General features: G+C 63.3%; 16 protein-coding genes and 3 tRNA genes. 8 read left to right on the forward strand and 11 right to left on the reverse strand.

Annotation, left to right across the window (positions count from 1 at the left end; genetic code table 11):
- Nucleotides 1-119: 119 nt before the first annotated feature.
- The 7 genes from FHW64_RS19860 to FHW64_RS19890 form a co-directional block, all read right to left on the reverse strand.
- Nucleotides 120-204 (reverse strand) — tRNA-Ser (locus FHW64_RS19860).
- A gap of 39 nt (nt 205-243) precedes the next feature.
- Nucleotides 244-912: a TetR/AcrR family transcriptional regulator gene (locus FHW64_RS19865; RefSeq protein WP_184529401.1), complete on the reverse strand. Its 669-nt coding sequence runs from the start codon at nt 910-912 to the stop codon at nt 244-246.
- 14 nt (nt 913-926) lie between these two features.
- A complete protein-coding gene (gene hemW / locus FHW64_RS19870) occupies nt 927-2102 on the reverse strand; it encodes a radical SAM family heme chaperone HemW (RefSeq protein WP_184530421.1) in 1176 nt (391 codons plus the stop codon).
- Between the two features lie 77 nt (nt 2103-2179).
- The gene (locus FHW64_RS19875) at nt 2180-2779 is read right to left on the reverse strand and encodes a non-canonical purine NTP pyrophosphatase (RefSeq protein WP_184529403.1); all 600 of its coding nucleotides are present in this window, start codon (nt 2777-2779) and stop codon (nt 2180-2182) included.
- A gap of 24 nt (nt 2780-2803) precedes the next feature.
- The gene (gene rph / locus FHW64_RS19880; RefSeq protein WP_184529404.1) at nt 2804-3532 is read right to left on the reverse strand and encodes a ribonuclease PH; all 729 of its coding nucleotides are present in this window, start codon (nt 3530-3532) and stop codon (nt 2804-2806) included.
- Nucleotides 3533-3560: 28 nt separating this feature from the next.
- Complete coding sequence (locus tag FHW64_RS19885) at nt 3561-4466, reverse strand: PP2C family serine/threonine-protein phosphatase (RefSeq protein WP_184529406.1); 906 nt, start codon at nt 4464-4466, stop codon at nt 3561-3563.
- Nucleotides 4463-5470 (reverse strand): serine/threonine-protein kinase, encoded by a 1008-nt coding sequence (locus tag FHW64_RS19890; protein ID WP_093162977.1) that lies wholly within the window; start codon nt 5468-5470, stop codon nt 4463-4465. The genes FHW64_RS19885 and FHW64_RS19890 overlap by 4 nt, the downstream gene beginning before the upstream one ends.
- Nucleotides 5471-5558: 88 nt before the next feature.
- Here FHW64_RS19890 and FHW64_RS19895 point away from each other — a divergent pair, with 88 nt between their 5' ends.
- The 4 genes from FHW64_RS19895 (at nt 5559) to FHW64_RS19910 (ending at nt 9692) form a co-directional block, all read left to right on the forward strand.
- Entirely contained in the window at nt 5559-6473 is a 915-nt protein-coding gene (locus FHW64_RS19895; protein WP_184530423.1) for a YicC/YloC family endoribonuclease, read from the forward strand.
- An 11-nt stretch (nt 6474-6484) separates the two neighbouring features.
- Entirely contained in the window at nt 6485-7105 is a 621-nt protein-coding gene (gene gmk, locus FHW64_RS19900) for a guanylate kinase (RefSeq protein ID WP_184529408.1), read from the forward strand.
- Nucleotides 7106-7140: 35 nt separating this feature from the next.
- Nucleotides 7141-7344: a DNA-directed RNA polymerase subunit omega gene (gene rpoZ, locus FHW64_RS19905; RefSeq protein ID WP_093162973.1), complete on the forward strand. Its 204-nt coding sequence runs from the start codon at nt 7141-7143 to the stop codon at nt 7342-7344.
- A 92-nt stretch (nt 7345-7436) separates the two neighbouring features.
- Nucleotides 7437-9692: a bifunctional (p)ppGpp synthetase/guanosine-3',5'-bis(diphosphate) 3'-pyrophosphohydrolase gene (locus tag FHW64_RS19910; protein ID WP_184529410.1), complete on the forward strand. Its 2256-nt coding sequence runs from the start codon at nt 7437-7439 to the stop codon at nt 9690-9692.
- A gap of 13 nt (nt 9693-9705) precedes the next feature.
- Here FHW64_RS19910 and greB read toward each other — a convergent pair whose 3' ends face one another.
- Nucleotides 9706-10278: a transcription elongation factor GreB gene (gene greB, locus FHW64_RS19915; protein ID WP_184529412.1), complete on the reverse strand. Its 573-nt coding sequence runs from the start codon at nt 10276-10278 to the stop codon at nt 9706-9708.
- A gap of 729 nt (nt 10279-11007) precedes the next feature.
- Between greB and FHW64_RS19920 the strand changes: the two genes are divergently transcribed.
- Nucleotides 11008-11175 carry a hypothetical protein gene (locus FHW64_RS19920; protein ID WP_184529414.1) on the forward strand — a complete coding sequence of 56 codons (168 nt, stop codon included), beginning with the start codon at nt 11008-11010 and terminating at the stop codon, nt 11173-11175.
- A 99-nt stretch (nt 11176-11274) separates the two neighbouring features.
- On the opposite strand, the gene FHW64_RS19925 is transcribed toward FHW64_RS19920, so the two are convergent.
- The 3 genes from FHW64_RS19925 to hrcA all read right to left on the reverse strand — a co-directional run bounded on the left by FHW64_RS19925 (nt 11275) and on the right by hrcA (nt 12571).
- Nucleotides 11275-11351: transfer RNA gene (locus tag FHW64_RS19925), tRNA-Arg, on the reverse strand.
- Nucleotides 11352-11451: 100 nt separating this feature from the next.
- Nucleotides 11452-11528 (reverse strand) — tRNA-Ile (locus FHW64_RS19930).
- Nucleotides 11529-11566: 38 nt separating this feature from the next.
- Nucleotides 11567-12571 carry a heat-inducible transcriptional repressor HrcA gene (gene hrcA / locus FHW64_RS19935; protein WP_184529416.1) on the reverse strand — a complete coding sequence of 335 codons (1005 nt, stop codon included), beginning with the start codon at nt 12569-12571 and terminating at the stop codon, nt 11567-11569.
- A 28-nt stretch (nt 12572-12599) separates the two neighbouring features.
- Between hrcA and FHW64_RS19940 the strand changes: the two genes are divergently transcribed.
- The 3 genes from FHW64_RS19940 to rapZ are packed head-to-tail and all read left to right on the forward strand — an operon-like array spanning nt 12600 to nt 16052.
- On the forward strand, nt 12600-13496 hold the full coding sequence (locus FHW64_RS19940) for an NAD kinase (protein ID WP_184529418.1): 897 nt from the start codon (nt 12600-12602) through the stop codon (nt 13494-13496).
- A gap of 1 nt (nt 13497) precedes the next feature.
- A complete protein-coding gene (recN, locus tag FHW64_RS19945; protein ID WP_184529420.1) occupies nt 13498-15180 on the forward strand; it encodes a DNA repair protein RecN in 1683 nt (560 codons plus the stop codon).
- The gene (gene rapZ, locus FHW64_RS19950) at nt 15177-16052 is read left to right on the forward strand and encodes an RNase adapter RapZ (protein WP_184529422.1); all 876 of its coding nucleotides are present in this window, start codon (nt 15177-15179) and stop codon (nt 16050-16052) included. Before recN ends, rapZ begins: the two co-directional genes overlap by 4 nt.
- Nucleotides 16053-16061 lie beyond the last annotated feature (9 nt).

The raw sequence follows: 16061 nt of genomic DNA on the forward strand, positions 1-16061 counted from the left end.
GCCCCGGAACGACGGCGGCGCACCAGTTTGAAGCACGCTCGCGGCGCGTTGCAAGGGTGCTAGCGAGTAGGCGAGAACCCGAAGTGGGGGTCTTGGATTTCGAGACGCGAAGCGCCCGGCGGAGAGTGTGAGATTCGAACTCACGGACGATTGCTCGTCGGCAGTTTTCAAGACTGCTGGTTTAAACCACTCACCCAACTCTCCTGGACTGTCCTCGCGTTGCACGAGGACAGGAGCGGGATTTTAGTCGCTGCGCTGGTCACTTCGCGGCGCCCAGCCGTGCAGGACGAGATCGGCGATGCCTTCGGCCCAGACCCGGCGCTCTTCCGGACCGGCCAGCGGCTTCGAGATGAAGAACCGCACGCCACCGAAGGCGAGCGTCGACAACTGCACCGCCGCAAGTTCGGGCTGCGGAACGTGCAACGTCCCCGCGCGATGGGCCTCGGCGAGGTACTCGACGACCGGCGCGAGCACATAGCTGTTTTCCGCGTAAAGCGACTTGGCGAGTTCGGGAAAGCGCACTGCCTCAGCGATCACCAGTCGCAGCAACGCCAGCGTTTTTGGCTCGCTGGCGCTCAGATACATGCGCTCGATGAGGTCCAGCAGCACCTGCCGCTGGTCGTGGTCGTGTCGCACCAGCGTGGCCTGCATGGTTTCGCGGGCCCCCGTCACGGCGCGGTGCACGACTTCGCGGAACAGGGCTTCCTTGTTGTCGAACTGGCGGTAGATCGTGATCTTGGCGACACCCGCCTCCCGTGCGATCGCCTCGATGCTGGTGGCCGCGTAGCCCTTCTCCAGGAAGGATTCGAGCGCTGCCGCAAGGAACGATTCGCGCAGCGCGACGGCCTGCTCGGGGCTCGGTCTTCCGCGTGACCGGCGCTTGATCTCAGGAGATTCGATGTTGTTGTCCATGGCAGTGTCCCTTTTTATGTGTCCGGCAGAAAGATCGCCTGAAGGTCGCTCAGGAAATCGAATCCGCGCGTTGTCGGCCAAACCCGCGCGAGGTCGCGCTCGATCAACCCCTTCCGCTCGGCCTCCTCCAGGCCGCGCTGGATGGCGGTAATCGCCATCCCGGTCCGCTCTCCGAACTGCGCAAGCGTAAACCCTTCCTTGAGGCGCAGGGCGTTGAGCATGAACTCGAATGGCAACGCGGCGATGCCGACATCTTCGCTCTGCGCAACGGCATGGCCCGCGAGCGCCCTGTCCATGTAGAGCCGGGGCTCGCGGAAACGCACTTGTCGCACCACCCGGTGCGCAAAGCTGAGCTTGCTGTGCGCGCCGGCGCCAATACCGAGGTAGTCGCCGAACTGCCAGTAGTTCAAATTGTGCGCGCACTGATGCCCTCTGCGGGCATAGGCGGAGATCTCGTAGCGCCCGAGGCCTACCGCGGAAGTGCGCTCGGTGATCCGGTCGAGCATCGCGTACGCGGTGTCGTCTTCGGGGACCTGCGGCGGGTACTTGGCGAAATAGGTGTTCGGCTCGATCGTCAGGTGATAGACCGACAGGTGCGGCGGCGCCATTGCCAGCGCCTGTGCAAGGTCGGCATCGAGCTGTTCCAGCGTCTGGCCGGGCAGCGCGTACATCAGGTCGAGATTGAAGGTGTCGAAGGTCGCTGCGGCCTCTTCCACGGCTGCAATGGCCTGAGCGCGATCGTGTACGCGGCCGAGGGCCTTCAGGTGCCCGTCGTTGAAGGATTGCACCCCCACGGACAGCCGGGTCACGCCCGCGGCACGGTAGGCACGGAAGCGATTGCGCTCGAAGGTGCCCGGGTTGGCCTCAAGCGTGATTTCGCAATCCGGCGCGAGCTTCAGCCGCGCGCGCAGGTCGCCGATCAGCCGATCAATGGCGGCGGGCGAGAACAGGCTCGGCGTGCCACCGCCAATGAAGATGGTGTGAACGGCACGGCCCCAGACCAGCGGCAGCGCCGCGTCAAGGTCGGCCACCAACGCATCCAGATAGGACTGCTCCGGCAGCTCGCCGGCGTCGTTTCGCCACTCGTGGGAATTGAAATCGCAATACGGGCACTTGCGAAGACACCACGGAAGATGGACGTACAGCGAAAGCGGTGGCAATGCCGAAAGCTGGAGCGGGCCCGGTCGCATCTGGTGCAGCGCATCGTTGGCCCTCGCGGCGCCCTCGGACGCGCTGTCGCCGTTGCTTGCGATGGGGATGATCTCGCTCACGACCAGCGCTCGCGCATCAGCGCCAGCATCGCGCGCGCCGCCTGTCCGCGATGGCTGTTGGCGTTCTTCACGTCGGGAGGAAGCTGGGCAAAGGTCTTGCCGAACTTCGGCAGGAACATCACCGGATCGAAGCCGAAGCCGTTGTCGCCCACGGGTTCCTTCGCAATGAGGCCTGCCACGCGGCCCACGGCGATCAGCGGCTCGGGATCGTCGGCGCTGCGCAGCGCGACCAGCGTGCTGACGAGCGCGGCGCGGCGATCGGCCTGGTTGGCCAGTTGTTCGAGCAGCGCGCGCACATTGTTCGCGTCGCCCTTCTCGTAGCCGAATTTCGTCGCATAGAACGCGGTATCCACCCCAGGAAGGCCGCCGAAGGCTTCCACGCAGAGGCCGGCGTCGTCCGCGATCGCCGGAAGCCCGGTGTGCGCGGACGCATGACGCGCCTTGGCCAAGGCGTTCTCGACGAAAGTGCGGAATGGCTCCTCGGCCTCGCCGACGCCGAGCTCCGACTGGCGAACGAGCGTCACGTCAAGCGGCGCGAACAAGGCCTGCAGTTCAGCGAGCTTGCCGGCGTTGTTGGATGCGAGGACCAGTTTCATCGCGAATTCCGTGTTCGACCGGCTTCAGCTCGCGAGCGCCTGGGTCTGCAGGCCGATCAGTTCGGTAATGCCCTTTTCGGCCAGCGCGAGCAGCTGGTTCATTTCATCGCGCGAGAAGGCGGCGCCCTCTGCGGTGCCCTGCACCTCCACGAAGTGTCCGGCGCCGGTCATCACCACGTTCATGTCCGTGTCGCAGGCCGAATCCTCGACGTACTCGAGATCGAGCAGCGGCGTGCCCTGCACGATGCCGACCGAAATGGCCGCCACATGGCCACGGATGGGTGATGCGGCAATCTTGCCTTCAGCGAGCAGCTTGTTGACGGCGTCTTGTGCAGCCACGAAAGCGCCGGTGATCGCCGCGGTGCGGGTGCCGCCATCGGCCTGGAGCACGTCGCAATCGAGGTGGATGGTGCGCTCACCGAGTGCGGCCAGATCGAAGACGGCCCGCATCGACCGGCCGATGAGACGCTGGATCTCCTGCGTCCGGCCGCTCTGCTTGCCGCGTGCGGCTTCGCGGTCGCTGCGGGTGTGAGTCGCGCGGGGAAGCATGCCGTATTCGGCGGTGACCCAGCCCTCGCCGCTGCCGCGCTTGTGCGGAGGCACTTTCTCTTCGACCGAAGCGGTGCAGAGCACACGCGTCTGGCCGAACTCGATCAGCACCGAACCCTCGGCATGGATGGTGAAGCCGCGGGTGATGCGAACCGGGCGCAACTGGTCTGCGGCGCGGTCGCCGCTTCGTACGAAATCAGTCATGGTGATGAGCGAAAAAAGAAAAGAAGGCCTAGCCCTTGCGCGCAGCGGATCGCTTGATCGCTTCGTTGATCTCGGCGATGGAGCGCTCGATCGCGTCCTCGTCGAGATCGTCGAGCTCGCTGTCCGAAGGCATGCCGGCCTGGATGGTGGACGCGAACACGCCATCGCTGATGCTGTCGGTAGAAACGCCGCGCTTTTGCCCAGGGGCGTCGGGCGTTTCCCATTCGAGGGCGATGAGGGTCACGTTGTCGCTGTGGGTGCCACCGTTGCGCAGCGCCATCTCCGCGAGGTCTGGCGCGGCATCGGACACCGGCTTGCCGGTCGAGAGCACATGGACGATCACGCTGTCGTCGAGCACGCCCCAGACGCCGTCGGAGCACAGCATGATGCGATCGCCGCGCTGCAGTTGCAGGGGGGCGGAGACATCGAAAAGCGGCGGCGTCGGCGAACCGAGGCAGGTGAGCAGGAGGTTCCGGTTGACGGGCTCCGGGCCGCCACCCACGCGAGGCCGCTCGGCGTGCGAATGGTCGCGGGTGCGCATCAGCAAAGCGCCTTCGCGGACAACGTAGAGACGGGAGTCGCCGCAATGGATCCAGGTGGCCGTGTTGTCCTGAACGACGGCGGCGACCACTGTGGTGCGGGGCGTGTCGAGCATGCCCTTGTTGCCGGCATACCGCATGATCTGCTGGTGCGCGGCCATCACGGAGGACGTGAGGAACGCCTTGACGTCCTTGACGACTGGCCGCGCCTCGCGCTGGTAGAGCGCCGCAATGGTCTGCAGTGCAAGCTGCGCCGCGACCTCGCCCTCGGGGTGACCACCCATGCCGTCGGCCAGCACGAACAGGCCTGATTCGCGCGTGTAGCAGTAACCCATGCGGTCTTCGTTCTTGAGACGACCGCCCTTGCGACTGACCTGGAAGACGGAAAACTTCATGCGGGACGTGTGGTGGGAGCCGCCGCCTTCGGCAGCCCCTTCTTTTCAGGGGAGCGCATGTTGTCGATCGAGAGGCGGACCTTCTCACCCACCGTGAGCTTGGTGTAGCGCCGCTCTCCTTCGCGGCTCAGTTCCTTCTGCAACGCGAACACCGACTGCGGCCGGGAAAGCGGATCGAGCGACATGCACCATTCGACAACCTCGATCAGATTGTCCGAATAGATGCCGCGCAACCGGGAGAGCGAAAGCCCGAGGCGGTCCTTCTCGATACGCTGCGGCGCATCGTTTGGGGGATAACCCTGCATGCAGGCATAGATGCAAGCGCCGATCGCGTAGATATCGGTCCAGGGGCCCATGGAGGAATCGCGGCGGTACATCTCCGGCGCTGCGAAGCCGGGGGTGTACATCGGCCGGATGAAGTTGCCCTCCTTCGACAGCACTTCGCGCGCCGCGCCGAAATCGATCATCACCGCGCGGTCGTCGTCGGTCACGAAGATGTTCGCCGGCTTGATGTCCAGGTGCAGCATCTTGTGCTGGTGGACTATGCGAAGGCCCCGAAGAATCTCGTCGAAGAGTGATCGGATCGTCGATTCGCGGAATACCTTCTGCTTCTTCAAGTCGCGCGCCGTAACGACGAAGTCCTGCAGGGTCGCGCCCTCCAGGTAGTTCATGACCATGTAGACGGTTTCGTTCTCGCGGAAGAAATTTAGAACGCTCACCACCGAGGCGTGGGAAATCTGCGCCAGCGACCGGCCTTCCTCGAAGAAGCTCTTCAGCCCCAGGCGATAGAGCGACAGTTTCTCGGGCGGAACCTGTGGCGCCAATTCCCCCGTTCCCCGTGTTGCCAGGGAGGAAGGCAGATATTCCTTGATGGCGACCTGCTGTCCGCTCTGGTCGACGGCCAGGTAGACGACTCCGAATCCGCCGGCGGACAGCCGACGCACGATTCGGTAGCCGCCGATCATCGTGTCAGGCAGCAGAGGCGAAGGTTTGACCTTTGACATAATCCGGGAGTTTCGCCCGAAGGCGATGGTGCGGCAAGCGAACGCTGTGCCGACGCCACGGTGCAACAACAGATCACAGCGAGGCGCGATGCCAGTTTACAGCATGACCGGCTACGCCAGCGGGCAGAACAGCCCCGCCGGCAGCCACTCCGAAGCCGATCCACGAGCTCATGCAGCCCCCCGGCTCGGGGTCGAAATACGCTCGGTCAACAGCCGATTTCTTGACCTGACCTTCAAGCTGCCGGAGGAACTGAGGCAGCATGAACCCGCCTTGCGCGAGATGCTCACTGCGAAGCTGAAGCGCGGCAAGGTCGAACTTCGGGCGGCGATCGAGAGCGGTGCCGCGTCGGGTATTGGCGACCCGTCCACGAAGCTTCTTCAGCGCCTCAACGCCGTTCAGGACCACATCAAGGCCTGGCTGCCGGATGCGCGTGATCTCAGCGTGGCCGACGTGCTGCGGCTCTCCGCCGGCGACAGCGTCGCCAAGGGCGACTGGGGCGTGAATCTGACCGAGGTTACTGAAAAGGCACTCAAGGACCTGCTCTCCGCGCGCGAGCGCGAAGGCACACGCCTCGCCCGCATGCTGCAGGACCATCTTGCACAACTGCGCGCACTTGCAACCCAGGCCCTGCCGCTCGTCCCGCAGCTTGTGGAGCAGCAGCACACGCGTTTCCTTGAACGCTGGCGGGAAGCGATGGGCCTGAGCGGCGGCACGCCGCCCGAGGCGGCCCAGGACCGCGCCCTGACCGAGGCAACCGCCTTCGCGATCCGGATCGACGTCGCGGAGGAATTGACCCGGCTCAACTCCCATCTCGACGAGATCGAACGGCTCGTGAAGAAGGGCGGAGAAATCGGCAAGCGGCTCGACTTCCTGATCCAGGAGCTCCATCGCGAGGCCAACACGCTCGGCTCGAAATCCGCCACGCTCGAACTCACTCGCATCGGCGTGGACATGAAGGTCCTGATCGAACAAATGCGCGAGCAGGTCCAGAACATCGAATAGAAACGGAATCCATGGATTACCCCGGCAACATCTTCGTGGTCGCAGCTCCCAGCGGCGCGGGTAAATCGAGCCTTGTCAAGGCGCTGATGGAGCTCGACTCCGCCGTCCAGCCCTCGGTCTCCCATACCACCCGCGCGCCGCGCGGCCAGGAAAAGCATGGGCGCGAATACTTCTTCGTGTCCGAGCCCGAATTCGACGTCATGGTGGCGGCCGACGGATTCGTGGAGTGGGCGCACGTTCATGAGCGGCGATACGGCACCTCGAAGAAGGCCATCGAGGAGCGCATTGCCCAGGGCGCCGATGTCGTTCTCGAAATCGACTTCCAGGGGGCGCTGCAGATCCGCAAGGCCTTCGCCAACGCGGTCATGATCTTCATCCTGCCGCCAAGCTGGGAGGAATTGCGCTCCCGACTCGAACGCCGTGGCGAAGACAGCCCTGAGGTCATCGAGCTGCGCCTGCGCAATGCGGCTGAGGAGATGGCGCAAGCCTCGGCGTTCGATTTCGTTATAATCAACGAGGTATTTGAGCGCGCACTTTTCGACTTGAAAGCGATCGTCCACGCTCAGCGGCTTCGCTACTCTGCACAGCGCCGCGCACGTGCAAGCACCTTTGCCGCACTGAACATCCCCTGATCCGCCCAACGTCTGCACTCTGCCGAAAGATCATCATGGCCCGCATTACCGTCGAAGATTGCCTGCAACAAATCCCGAACCGTTTCCAACTCGTGCTCGCCGCCACCTATCGCGCACGCATGTTGAGCCAGGGCCATGCGCCCAAGATCGAGAGCAAAAACAAGCCTGGCGTTACCGCACTTCGCGAAATCGCAGAGGGCAAGATCGGTCTCGAAATGCTCAAGAAGGTTCCCGGCTGATCTGACGTAGCCGTGCAACAAGGAAGCACCGCATGCGGTGCTTTTTTTATGCCTGAATGCGTCTTAGCCGCAGCCACGCTAAAGTGGTGCTCATGAGCGCGGTTGTCAAGCCTCAGTCCGAAACCCGTCGAAACCCGCAGCCCAGCCCTGCGGCATTGAACGCGGCCGCCGCCAGCTTCGCGGCCTTGACCGATCGACTGGACTATCTGGGCCCGGAAGATATCGATCTGGTTCGGCGCGCCTATCGTTTCGCGGATGAAGCGCATTTGGGCCAATTGCGAAACAGCGGTGAGCCATACATCACTCATCCGATCGCGGTGGCTGCGCAGTGCGCGGAGTGGAAGCTCGACGCACAGGCCTTGATGGCCGCATTGCTGCACGATGCAATCGAAGACTGTGGCGTGACCAAGGCCGAGTTGATCGAGCGCTTCGGCGCCCCGGTTGCAGAACTGGTCGATGGCCTCACCAAGTTGGACAAGCTTCGCTTCAACACGCGCGAGGAGAACCAGGCCGAGTCGTTCCGAAAGATGCTGCTTGCGATGGCGCGCGACGTGCGCGTGATCCTCGTCAAGCTCGCGGACCGGACACACAACATGCGCACGCTCGACGATGCGCCGCGCGAAAAGTGGGCACGCATCTCGCGCGAGACCCTCGAGATCTATGCCCCCATCGCGCACCGGCTGGGACTCAACCAGACCTACCGCGAGCTGCAAGACCTTTCCTTCCGGCACCTTCGACCTTGGCGCTACGCGGTGCTCGCAAAGGCTGTCGCAAAGGCTCGCGGACGGCGACGCGACCTCATCCAGAAAGTCCAGCAGGAAGTCGAGAACGCCTTCGCGGCCGCGGAGATGAGCGTTCGCATCGCGGGCCGCGAGAAGACGCTCTATTCCATCTACCGCAAGATGGTCGAGAAACACCTGAGCTTTGCCCAGGTCACTGACATCTACGGTTTCCGCCTGATCGTCCCCACGGTGATCTCCTGCTATACCGGGCTCGGCATCCTGCACCAGATGTACAAGCCACTGCCTGGCAAGTTCAAGGATCACATCGCGATCGCAAAGCTGAACGGCTACCAGTCGCTGCACACCACGCTCGTTGGCCCGGCCGGCGTCAACATCGAGTTTCAGCTACGTACTGAAGCCATGCACGTGGTGGCCGAATCGGGGGTGGCCGCACATTGGCTGTACAAGGCGGCCGATCCGGCGACGGTGGCGACCAGCGACCGCCTCGGCGCCAAATGGCTCCAGTCGCTGCTCGACATCCAGGATGAGACACGCGACGCGGCCGAGTTCTGGGACCACGTCAAGGTCGACCTCTTTCCCGACGCTGTCTATGTGTTCACGCCGAAGAGCCAGATCATGGCGCTGCCGCGTGGGGCCACCGTGGTCGACTTCGCCTACGCCATTCACAGCAACATCGGCGACCACACATCCGCTGCACGCATCAATGGCGATCAGGTTCCGTTGCGGACCGAACTCAAGAATGGCGATGTGGTCGAGATCATCACGGCGCCTGTTTCCACGCCGAACCCTGCATGGCTCGGGTTCGTTCGCACTGGGCGGGCGCGTTCGAAGATCCGCCACTACCTGAAGACACTGGCCCACGCCGAGTCCGAAGGGCTTGGCGAGAAGCTCCTCGCGCAGGCGCTGCGTGCCGAAGGGCTGGGCAAGCTCCCGGAGGACGACGCTGACAACCAGCAAATCTGGGAAAAACTGCTGCGCTTCACCGGCAACCGGACGCGATCCGAACTGCTGACAGACATCGGGCTGGGTAAACGCATTGCCAGCATCGTTGCGAAACGGCTGATGGCCCTGCTCGCCGAAAGAGGTGCGAAGCCCGACGCGCTCATGTTGAGCCGTGAGCGCTTTGCAGCCAGCGACGCGGTGTCACAGGGCGCAGTGACGCTGGACGGCAGCGAAAACTCTTCCGTGCGCTTCGCGCTGTGCTGTCGACCGATCCCAGGCGACCCCATCGTGGGCTATCTGGGCCACGGCGAGGGACTTGTGGTGCATACCGAGGAATGCGGTGTCGGCCAGCGGCTTCGCTACAAGGACAGTGAGCGATTCTTCGCGGTCGAATGGGCTGACGATCCGGTTCGGACCTTCGAGGCAGGTGTCGTGATCACCGTGAGAAATGACAAGGGCGTGCTCGCACGTGTCGCGGCCGCTCTCGCCGAGGCTGAGGCCGATATCACGCACGTCGAAATGGCCGACGAGACGCCCCAGGATTCGACGGATCTTCGCTTCGTGATTGCGGTGCGCGATCGAACTCATCTCGAGGCCGTGTTGCGCGCCGTTCGTCGCACCTCATCAGTGCTCGCTGCGGCGCGGATGATTCCGGTCCCCTGAGATTCCCCAGCACTCAGCGGGGCTTCGACGTAGACGCCGGATAGTTGACTGCCAGCACTTCGATATCACGCACGCCGCCTGGCGTCGCGAGCTTGACGACATCGCCCTCGCGGGCCTTGAGCAGCGCCCGCGCGATCGGGGAGATCCAGCTCACCTGCGCGTGCGCGCTGTTGGCTTCATCGATCCCGAGAATCGTGACCTCGCGCTCCTCACCGTTATCGTCGGCGTAGCGGACTGTAGAGCCGAAAAATACCTGGTCGCTGCCATAGTGCACGGACGGATCAGTCACCTCCGCGATCTCGAGACGCTTGGTGAGGAAGCGAATCCGCCGATCGATCTCGCGCAGCCGCTTCTTGCCGTAGAGATAGTCGCCGTTCTCGGAGCGATCCCCATTCTTCGCGGCCCAATGCACAGCTTCGACAACCTTGGGTCGCTCGACGTCCATCAAGTCCAGAAGTTCTGACCGCAGCCGGGCGTAACCGGTGGGCGTGATGTAGTTCTTGCCGCCGGCGGGCAGCGGCGGCAATCCTCCGCCGTCGCCATCATCGTCGTCGGCGTCGTTTTCCTTCGTGAAAGCCTTGCTCATGTGTACAACTGCCGACCCGCAAGGTCGGGCGCTGGTTGTATCACACGGCAAGACGGCAATCGAGGAAGCGTCCCTTGAACAGAGTCAATCCCGACGGGCCGCGAATCAACCCGATTGCTGGTCAGGCGCAGTCAAATCTGGATCAGGAATCGACTGCTGGCTTTGAGATACGCCGGCCGCGACGAGCGCACGACGACCCGACTCGCCTCGCGCGATGCCTTTGACTAGATGACGCGGCAGGTGGTGGGTTCGCTGTAGCTTGGCCAATGCCTCGCTGCGGGCTGGCTCCGAGGCCGGCAAAAACATCTGCAATGAACTCATCGTGGTCGTCCCCATGCATGAGCGCCAGAAAGATGGATGCTTCCGACTCGGCGGTCGGAGAGTTGGAACGGTTGCGTTCCTGGCGGCTCTGGCTCACCGCCGTCGGATTATTGCTTGGCAACGAGCGGGGCCGCACGCTCGACCCTGACAGCGATAGTGTCAACTGCAGCGCCTTGTTGCAGCATGTGACGTAGTTCCTTTCCCTGTCTCACAAAGTGGTTCACAATGAAGCCTCTCCTCTGGACTCCAAGGTCCTTAGCCCGCTCCGGCGGGCTTTTTCGTTTCTGGGCCTGGCGCGCACAATGAGTCGATCGGCGACTCGAGCACAGACGGTAGGCCGATCGGCGTCTGGGTTGAGCCCTCATCGCGACCACTGACTGCGCGGGCACCTTCCATTAGCATCCGCCCATGCCTGAGCTCACGCTGGAATTGACCGCCGCGATAGCAGTCGCCTTTGCCGCTGTGATGACTGTTGGATTTGCTGCGCGACAACGGCGCTGGGGACCCGGCCTCATGATGGTCGGCATCCTGGGATTCCTCGGCATCATCAGTTTTGGAATCGTGACGCGACTCTGAACCCAAGAGCGCGGCACTAGTGGAGGCTGCGCTCGAGATGCGACGTGGACGCACCAAAAGGAAAAGGGTTGGTCCGCAATGGACCAACCCTTTATGAAGTGGTGCGGCTGGCAGGATTCGAACCCACGACCCCTTGGTTCGTAGCCAAGTACTCTATCCAACTGAGCTACAGCCGCACAGCTTGCAAGTATAGCATCCAAATTGGAGCCATTCGCCGAAGCCTTGAACTTTGTTGAATCTTTAATGCAAACAATGGCACTTGCATTCTGGATCCAGTGGTAGGCCGTGCTGGGCTTGAACCAGCGACCAACGGATTATGAGTCCGCTGCTCTAACCAACTGAGCTAACGGCCCACGCGCCCCGGATTCTAGTGGCCCAGCGCCACGCGCCCTTACTTGCGATGACTCAACGCGTTGGTGACGAGCTTCGACGTGATGTCCACGATCTGAATCATGCGGTCGTACGGCATGCGCGTCGGCCCGATGACACCTAGTGTTCCGACTACTTGTCCATCGACTTCATAGTTCGCGCTCACGATGGAGAGGTCGTCAAAGGGCACGATCTGGCTTTCGCCACCGATAAAGATGCGAACCCCTTCGGCCTGGCTAGAGACATCGAGCAGGCGCATCAACTGTGCCTTCTGCTCAAAGAGGTCGAATGCCCTGCGCAAGTGACCCATATCGCTGGAAAAGTCGCTCACGGAAAGAAGATTGCGCTCACCCGCAATCACCACTTCTTCCTGCGCTTCGGTGAGCACCTCTGAACTTACCTTGACGGCAGCCTGCATCAGCGCCGCAATTTCGCCGCGCAGCTGCTCCATCTCGGACTGAAGGCGATCGCGCACCTGCTCGATGGAGAGACCCGCATAGTTTGCGTTGATATAGTTGGACGCCTCGACCAGCTGCGATTGCGAGTAGTCCGATTCCGGAAAGATCACCCTGTTCTGAACGTCCCCGTCAGGCGAAACGATGATGACGAGCAATCGGCGTTCCGAAAGACGCAGGAACTCGATCTGCCGGAAGACGGAAGCGCGCCGAGGCGCCATGACCACCCCGACGAATTGCGACAGGCTGGACAGCAGGTTCGCTGCGTTGGCGATCACCTTTTGAGGCTGATCTGGCGCAAGGCTGGGCGCGGCGAACTGCTCGCGCTGAGCAGTCAACATGGTGTCAACGAAGAGGCGATAACCTCTTGCTGTCGGGACGCGACCCGCGGACGTGTGGGGACTGGCGATCAGGCCCAGGACTTCGAGGTCGGACATCACGTTCCGGATCGTCGCCGGCGAAAGATCCAGTCCGGAGGCCCGGGACAGCGTGCGCGATCCGACGGGCTGGCCCTCGGCGATATAGCGCTCGACGAGTGTCTTTAACAGCAACTTGGCGCGGTCGTCCAGCATCGGGCAATTTTAATGTTGTAATTTGTTTATGAGCTCTCGCTTTCGTCACGTCGCACTCATTGGCAAATACCAGGCTTCGGGTGGGCGTGCGCAGAGCGGTGCGCTCGATGTGGTCATGGAAGACATTGCCGCGTTTCTCGAAGCACAGGGTTGTACGGTATTCGTCGAGGAATCGCAGGCCGATGGTGTTCCAGTCGGCCGATACAAGGCACTCACGGTTGAAGAGATCGGCGAGGAATGCGATCTTGGCCTGGTCGTCGGCGGCGACGGCACGATGCTCGGCATCGGACGGCAATTGGCACCCTACGGCGTTCCGCTGATCGGCATCAACCGCGGCCGGCTCGGCTTCATCACCGACATTGCGCTGGACGACTACCAGGCAACGCTGGTTCCGATGCTCGCAGGCGAATACGAGGAAGACCACCGAAACCTCATGCACGCGCAGGTGATACGCAACGGCGTATCGGTCTTCGATGCGCTGGCAATGAACGACGTGGTGGTCAATCGCGGAGCCACCTCCGGCATGGTGGAACTGCGAGTCACCGTGGGCCGTCATTTCGTGGCCAATCAGCGCGCCGACGGGATGATCATCGCTTCATCGACGGGGTCCACTGCCTACTCGCTTTCTGCAGGGGGGCCGCTGCTGCATCCTGCCGTTCCAGGTTGGGTGCTGGTGCCCATCGCGCCGCACACGCTCTCCAATCGTCCTCTCGTTCTGCCGGACGCCGAGGAAGTCTCGATCGAACTTGTCGGCGGACGCGACGCAAGCGCCAATTTCGACATGCAATCCCTCGCATCACTGGCAATCGGCGACCGCGTCGTGGTGCGCCGGTCGGACTACCGCGTGCGCTTCCTCCATCCGCGCGGCTGGAGTTACTTCGACACCCTGCGCAAGAAACTGCATTGGAACGAAGGAGGTTCCTGAGATGGCATTGCGCCGTATCGCCATGCGCGACTTCGTGATCGTGCGCGCATTGGAACTCGACCTCTCCAACGGATTCACTGTCTTGACCGGCGAAACAGGCGCCGGCAAGTCCATCCTTATCGATGCACTGCAACTCGCGCTCGGCAATCGAGCCGATGCCGGCTTCATCCGCGAAAGCGCCGAACGACTCGACGTGAGCGCCGAGTTCGATGCCGATCCGATGCTGACCGGCTGGCTCGACGAAGGGGGATTCGAGGCCGGAGACGCATTGCTCCTGCGACGAACCGTCGATCTTCAGGGGCGCAGCCGCGGGTGGATCAACGGCAGCCCCGCCACAGCCGCGCAATTGCGAGAACTCGGCGATCGCCTGCTCGACATCCACGGCCAGCATGCCTGGCAAAGCCTCACACGGCCGGATGCTGTGCGCGGCCTGCTCGACGCCTACGCGGGTGCAAGCACCGACGCGCTCGACGGAGCGTGGCATGAGTGGCGCCGAACCATCTCGACGCTTGAGAGCGCACGCTCTGCGCAAGACACCCTGCAGCGCGAGCGCGAGCGGCTCCAATGGCAGGTCTCCGAGGTGATGAAGCTGGCGCCGGGTGCCGACGAGTGGGAAGAACTCTCGGCCGCCCACTCGAGAATCTCGAATGCCCAGGCGCTGATCGATGCGGCGGAAGGCGCAAGCAATGCACTCGAAGACGACGACAACGGCGCGCTGGCGGCGTTGAGCCGGGCGGTCACGCTGCTGCAGAACTGCGAACACATCGAGCCGGAATTCAAGGCCCTCGGTGAAGTCCTCGCGTCGAGCGTGGCGCAGGCCGCCGACGCGGCGCATTCGCTGCACGGCTATCTGAGGCAGGCCGATACCGATCCCCAAAAGCTCGCGGAACTCGACGAACGGATGGGCCTGTGGATGTCGCTGGCACGCCGCTATCGCCGCCCGCCCGAGGAGCTCCCTTCCCTGCTCGCTGGCTGGCAGTCCGAATTGCAGGCGTTGGATGCGCAGAGCGACATCGATGCGCTGGAGCGGGCTGAGCGGGCCGCCGAGCAGGCCTACATGAAGGAAGCAAAGGCGCTCGGCAAGGCTCGCAAGCAGGCCGCGCCCAAACTGGCCCAGGCGGTGACGCAAGCCATGCAGGAACTCGGCATGAAGGGCGGGCGCTTCGAAGTCGCGCTTCAAGCGCTGCAGCAGGCATCCCGATCCGGCCTCGAGGACATCGCGTTCCTGGTCAGCGGACACACAGGCAGCACGCCGCGTTCGATCGGCAAGGTGGCATCCGGTGGCGAGCTGTCACGTATCGCGCTCGCCATTGCGGTCACCACCAGCGAGCTCGGCGCTGCGCAGACACTCATCTTCGACGAGGTCGATGCCGGTGTCGGCGGCGCCGTAGCCGAGACCGTCGGCCGGCTCATGAAGCAGCTGGGTCGCGACCGGCAGGTGCTCGCGGTCACGCACTTGCCGCAGGTAGCTGCCTGCGCAGATCACCATCTCGTGGTCGCCAAGCGGCAGACGAGCACCAAGGGCCAGGAAGGCACTCGCACCGAAAGCAGCGTCACGGTGCTGGATGCCGAAGGCCGGACTCACGAAATTGCCCGAATGCTCGGGGGCGAACGCGTCTCTCAGACTTCGCTGGCGCATGCGCGCGAATTGCTGGGCGCGAAGACAGCGGAGGCGTCATCGTGAGCCTCGACCTCGTGCTGATCACCGGGATGTCCGGTTCCGGCAAATCCGTGGCGCTTCATGCGCTCGAGGACGCGGGCTACTACTGCGTCGACAACCTGCCGCCCGAGTTGCTCGCGCCTTTCGTCGCGTTGCAGCGGCAGCAGCAGACTGCGCGCGTAGCCATCGCAATGGACGTGCGAAGCGGCGTGTCGCTGCCGCTCGTGCCGCAACAGCTGGACGGCCTGCGTGGCGAAGGGGTATCGCTGCGCTCGCTGTTCCTCGATTCGACCACCGACGCGCTGCTGCGCCGATTTTCCGAGACCCGGCGGCGACATCCGCTGTCGCGCCAGGAAGGCCGCACCGACGTGCCGGACCAGCAACGCGCACTGACACAGGCCATCGAGCTGGAACGCGAACTGCTCGCAGACCTGCGCGATGGCGCCGATGTGATCGACACCAGCATCATCCGGCCCGCCCAGTTGCAGAGCTACATCAAGGCGCTGGTCTCGGCACCGCAGAGCACGCTCACGCTGGTGTTCGAATCCTTCGCGTTCAAACGCGGGGTGCCGCTGGATGCGGACTTTGTCTTCGACGTGCGCATGCTGCCGAATCCGCATTACGTGTCCACGCTTCGGCCGATGACGGGTCGCGACCAGCCAGTGATCGATTGGCTCCGCGAGCACGACGACGTCGCGCGCATGTATGGCGACATCGAGCAGTTCCTCGAACGCTGGCTCGATGCGCTCGCAAAGGATCACCGCAGCTATGTCACCGTCGCGATCGGCTGCACCGGCGGCCAGCATCGCTCGGTCTTTCTCGTGGAACAGCTGGCTCGCGCATTCGGCACGAAGTGGGGTGCCCTCAAGCGGCACCGCGAACTTGATGGAGTCTGATCCGGTCTC

This window comes from Variovorax sp. Sphag1AA (assembly GCF_014192575.1).
Classification (GTDB): Bacteria; Pseudomonadota; Gammaproteobacteria; order Burkholderiales; family Burkholderiaceae_C; genus Variovorax.

Bases quoted from the DNA above. Each gene is read 5' to 3' on its own strand.
- FHW64_RS19865 (WP_184529401.1), bottom strand. From the start codon at position 912: ATGGACAACAACATCGAATCTCCTGAGATCAAGCGCCGGTCACGCGGA.
- hemW (WP_184530421.1), bottom strand. From the start codon at position 2,102: ATGCGACCGGGCCCGCTCCAGCTTTCGGCATTGCCACCGCTTTCGCTG.
- FHW64_RS19875 (WP_184529403.1), bottom strand. From the start codon at position 2,779: ATGAAACTGGTCCTCGCATCCAACAACGCCGGCAAGCTCGCTGAACTG.
- rph (WP_184529404.1), bottom strand. From the start codon at position 3,532: ATGACTGATTTCGTACGAAGCGGCGACCGCGCCGCAGACCAGTTGCGC.
- FHW64_RS19885 (WP_184529406.1), bottom strand. From the start codon at position 4,466: ATGAAGTTTTCCGTCTTCCAGGTCAGTCGCAAGGGCGGTCGTCTCAAG.
- FHW64_RS19890 (WP_093162977.1), bottom strand. From the start codon at position 5,470: ATGTCAAAGGTCAAACCTTCGCCTCTGCTGCCTGACACGATGATCGGC.
- FHW64_RS19895 (WP_184530423.1), top strand. From the start codon at position 5,559: ATGCCAGTTTACAGCATGACCGGCTACGCCAGCGGGCAGAACAGCCCC.
- gmk (WP_184529408.1), top strand. From the start codon at position 6,485: ATGGATTACCCCGGCAACATCTTCGTGGTCGCAGCTCCCAGCGGCGCG.
- rpoZ (WP_093162973.1), top strand. From the start codon at position 7,141: ATGGCCCGCATTACCGTCGAAGATTGCCTGCAACAAATCCCGAACCGT.
- FHW64_RS19910 (WP_184529410.1), top strand. From the start codon at position 7,437: ATGAGCGCGGTTGTCAAGCCTCAGTCCGAAACCCGTCGAAACCCGCAG.
- greB (WP_184529412.1), bottom strand. From the start codon at position 10,278: ATGAGCAAGGCTTTCACGAAGGAAAACGACGCCGACGACGATGATGGC.
- FHW64_RS19920 (WP_184529414.1), top strand. From the start codon at position 11,008: ATGCCTGAGCTCACGCTGGAATTGACCGCCGCGATAGCAGTCGCCTTT.
- hrcA (WP_184529416.1), bottom strand. From the start codon at position 12,571: ATGCTGGACGACCGCGCCAAGTTGCTGTTAAAGACACTCGTCGAGCGC.
- FHW64_RS19940 (WP_184529418.1), top strand. From the start codon at position 12,600: ATGAGCTCTCGCTTTCGTCACGTCGCACTCATTGGCAAATACCAGGCT.
- recN (WP_184529420.1), top strand. From the start codon at position 13,498: ATGGCATTGCGCCGTATCGCCATGCGCGACTTCGTGATCGTGCGCGCA.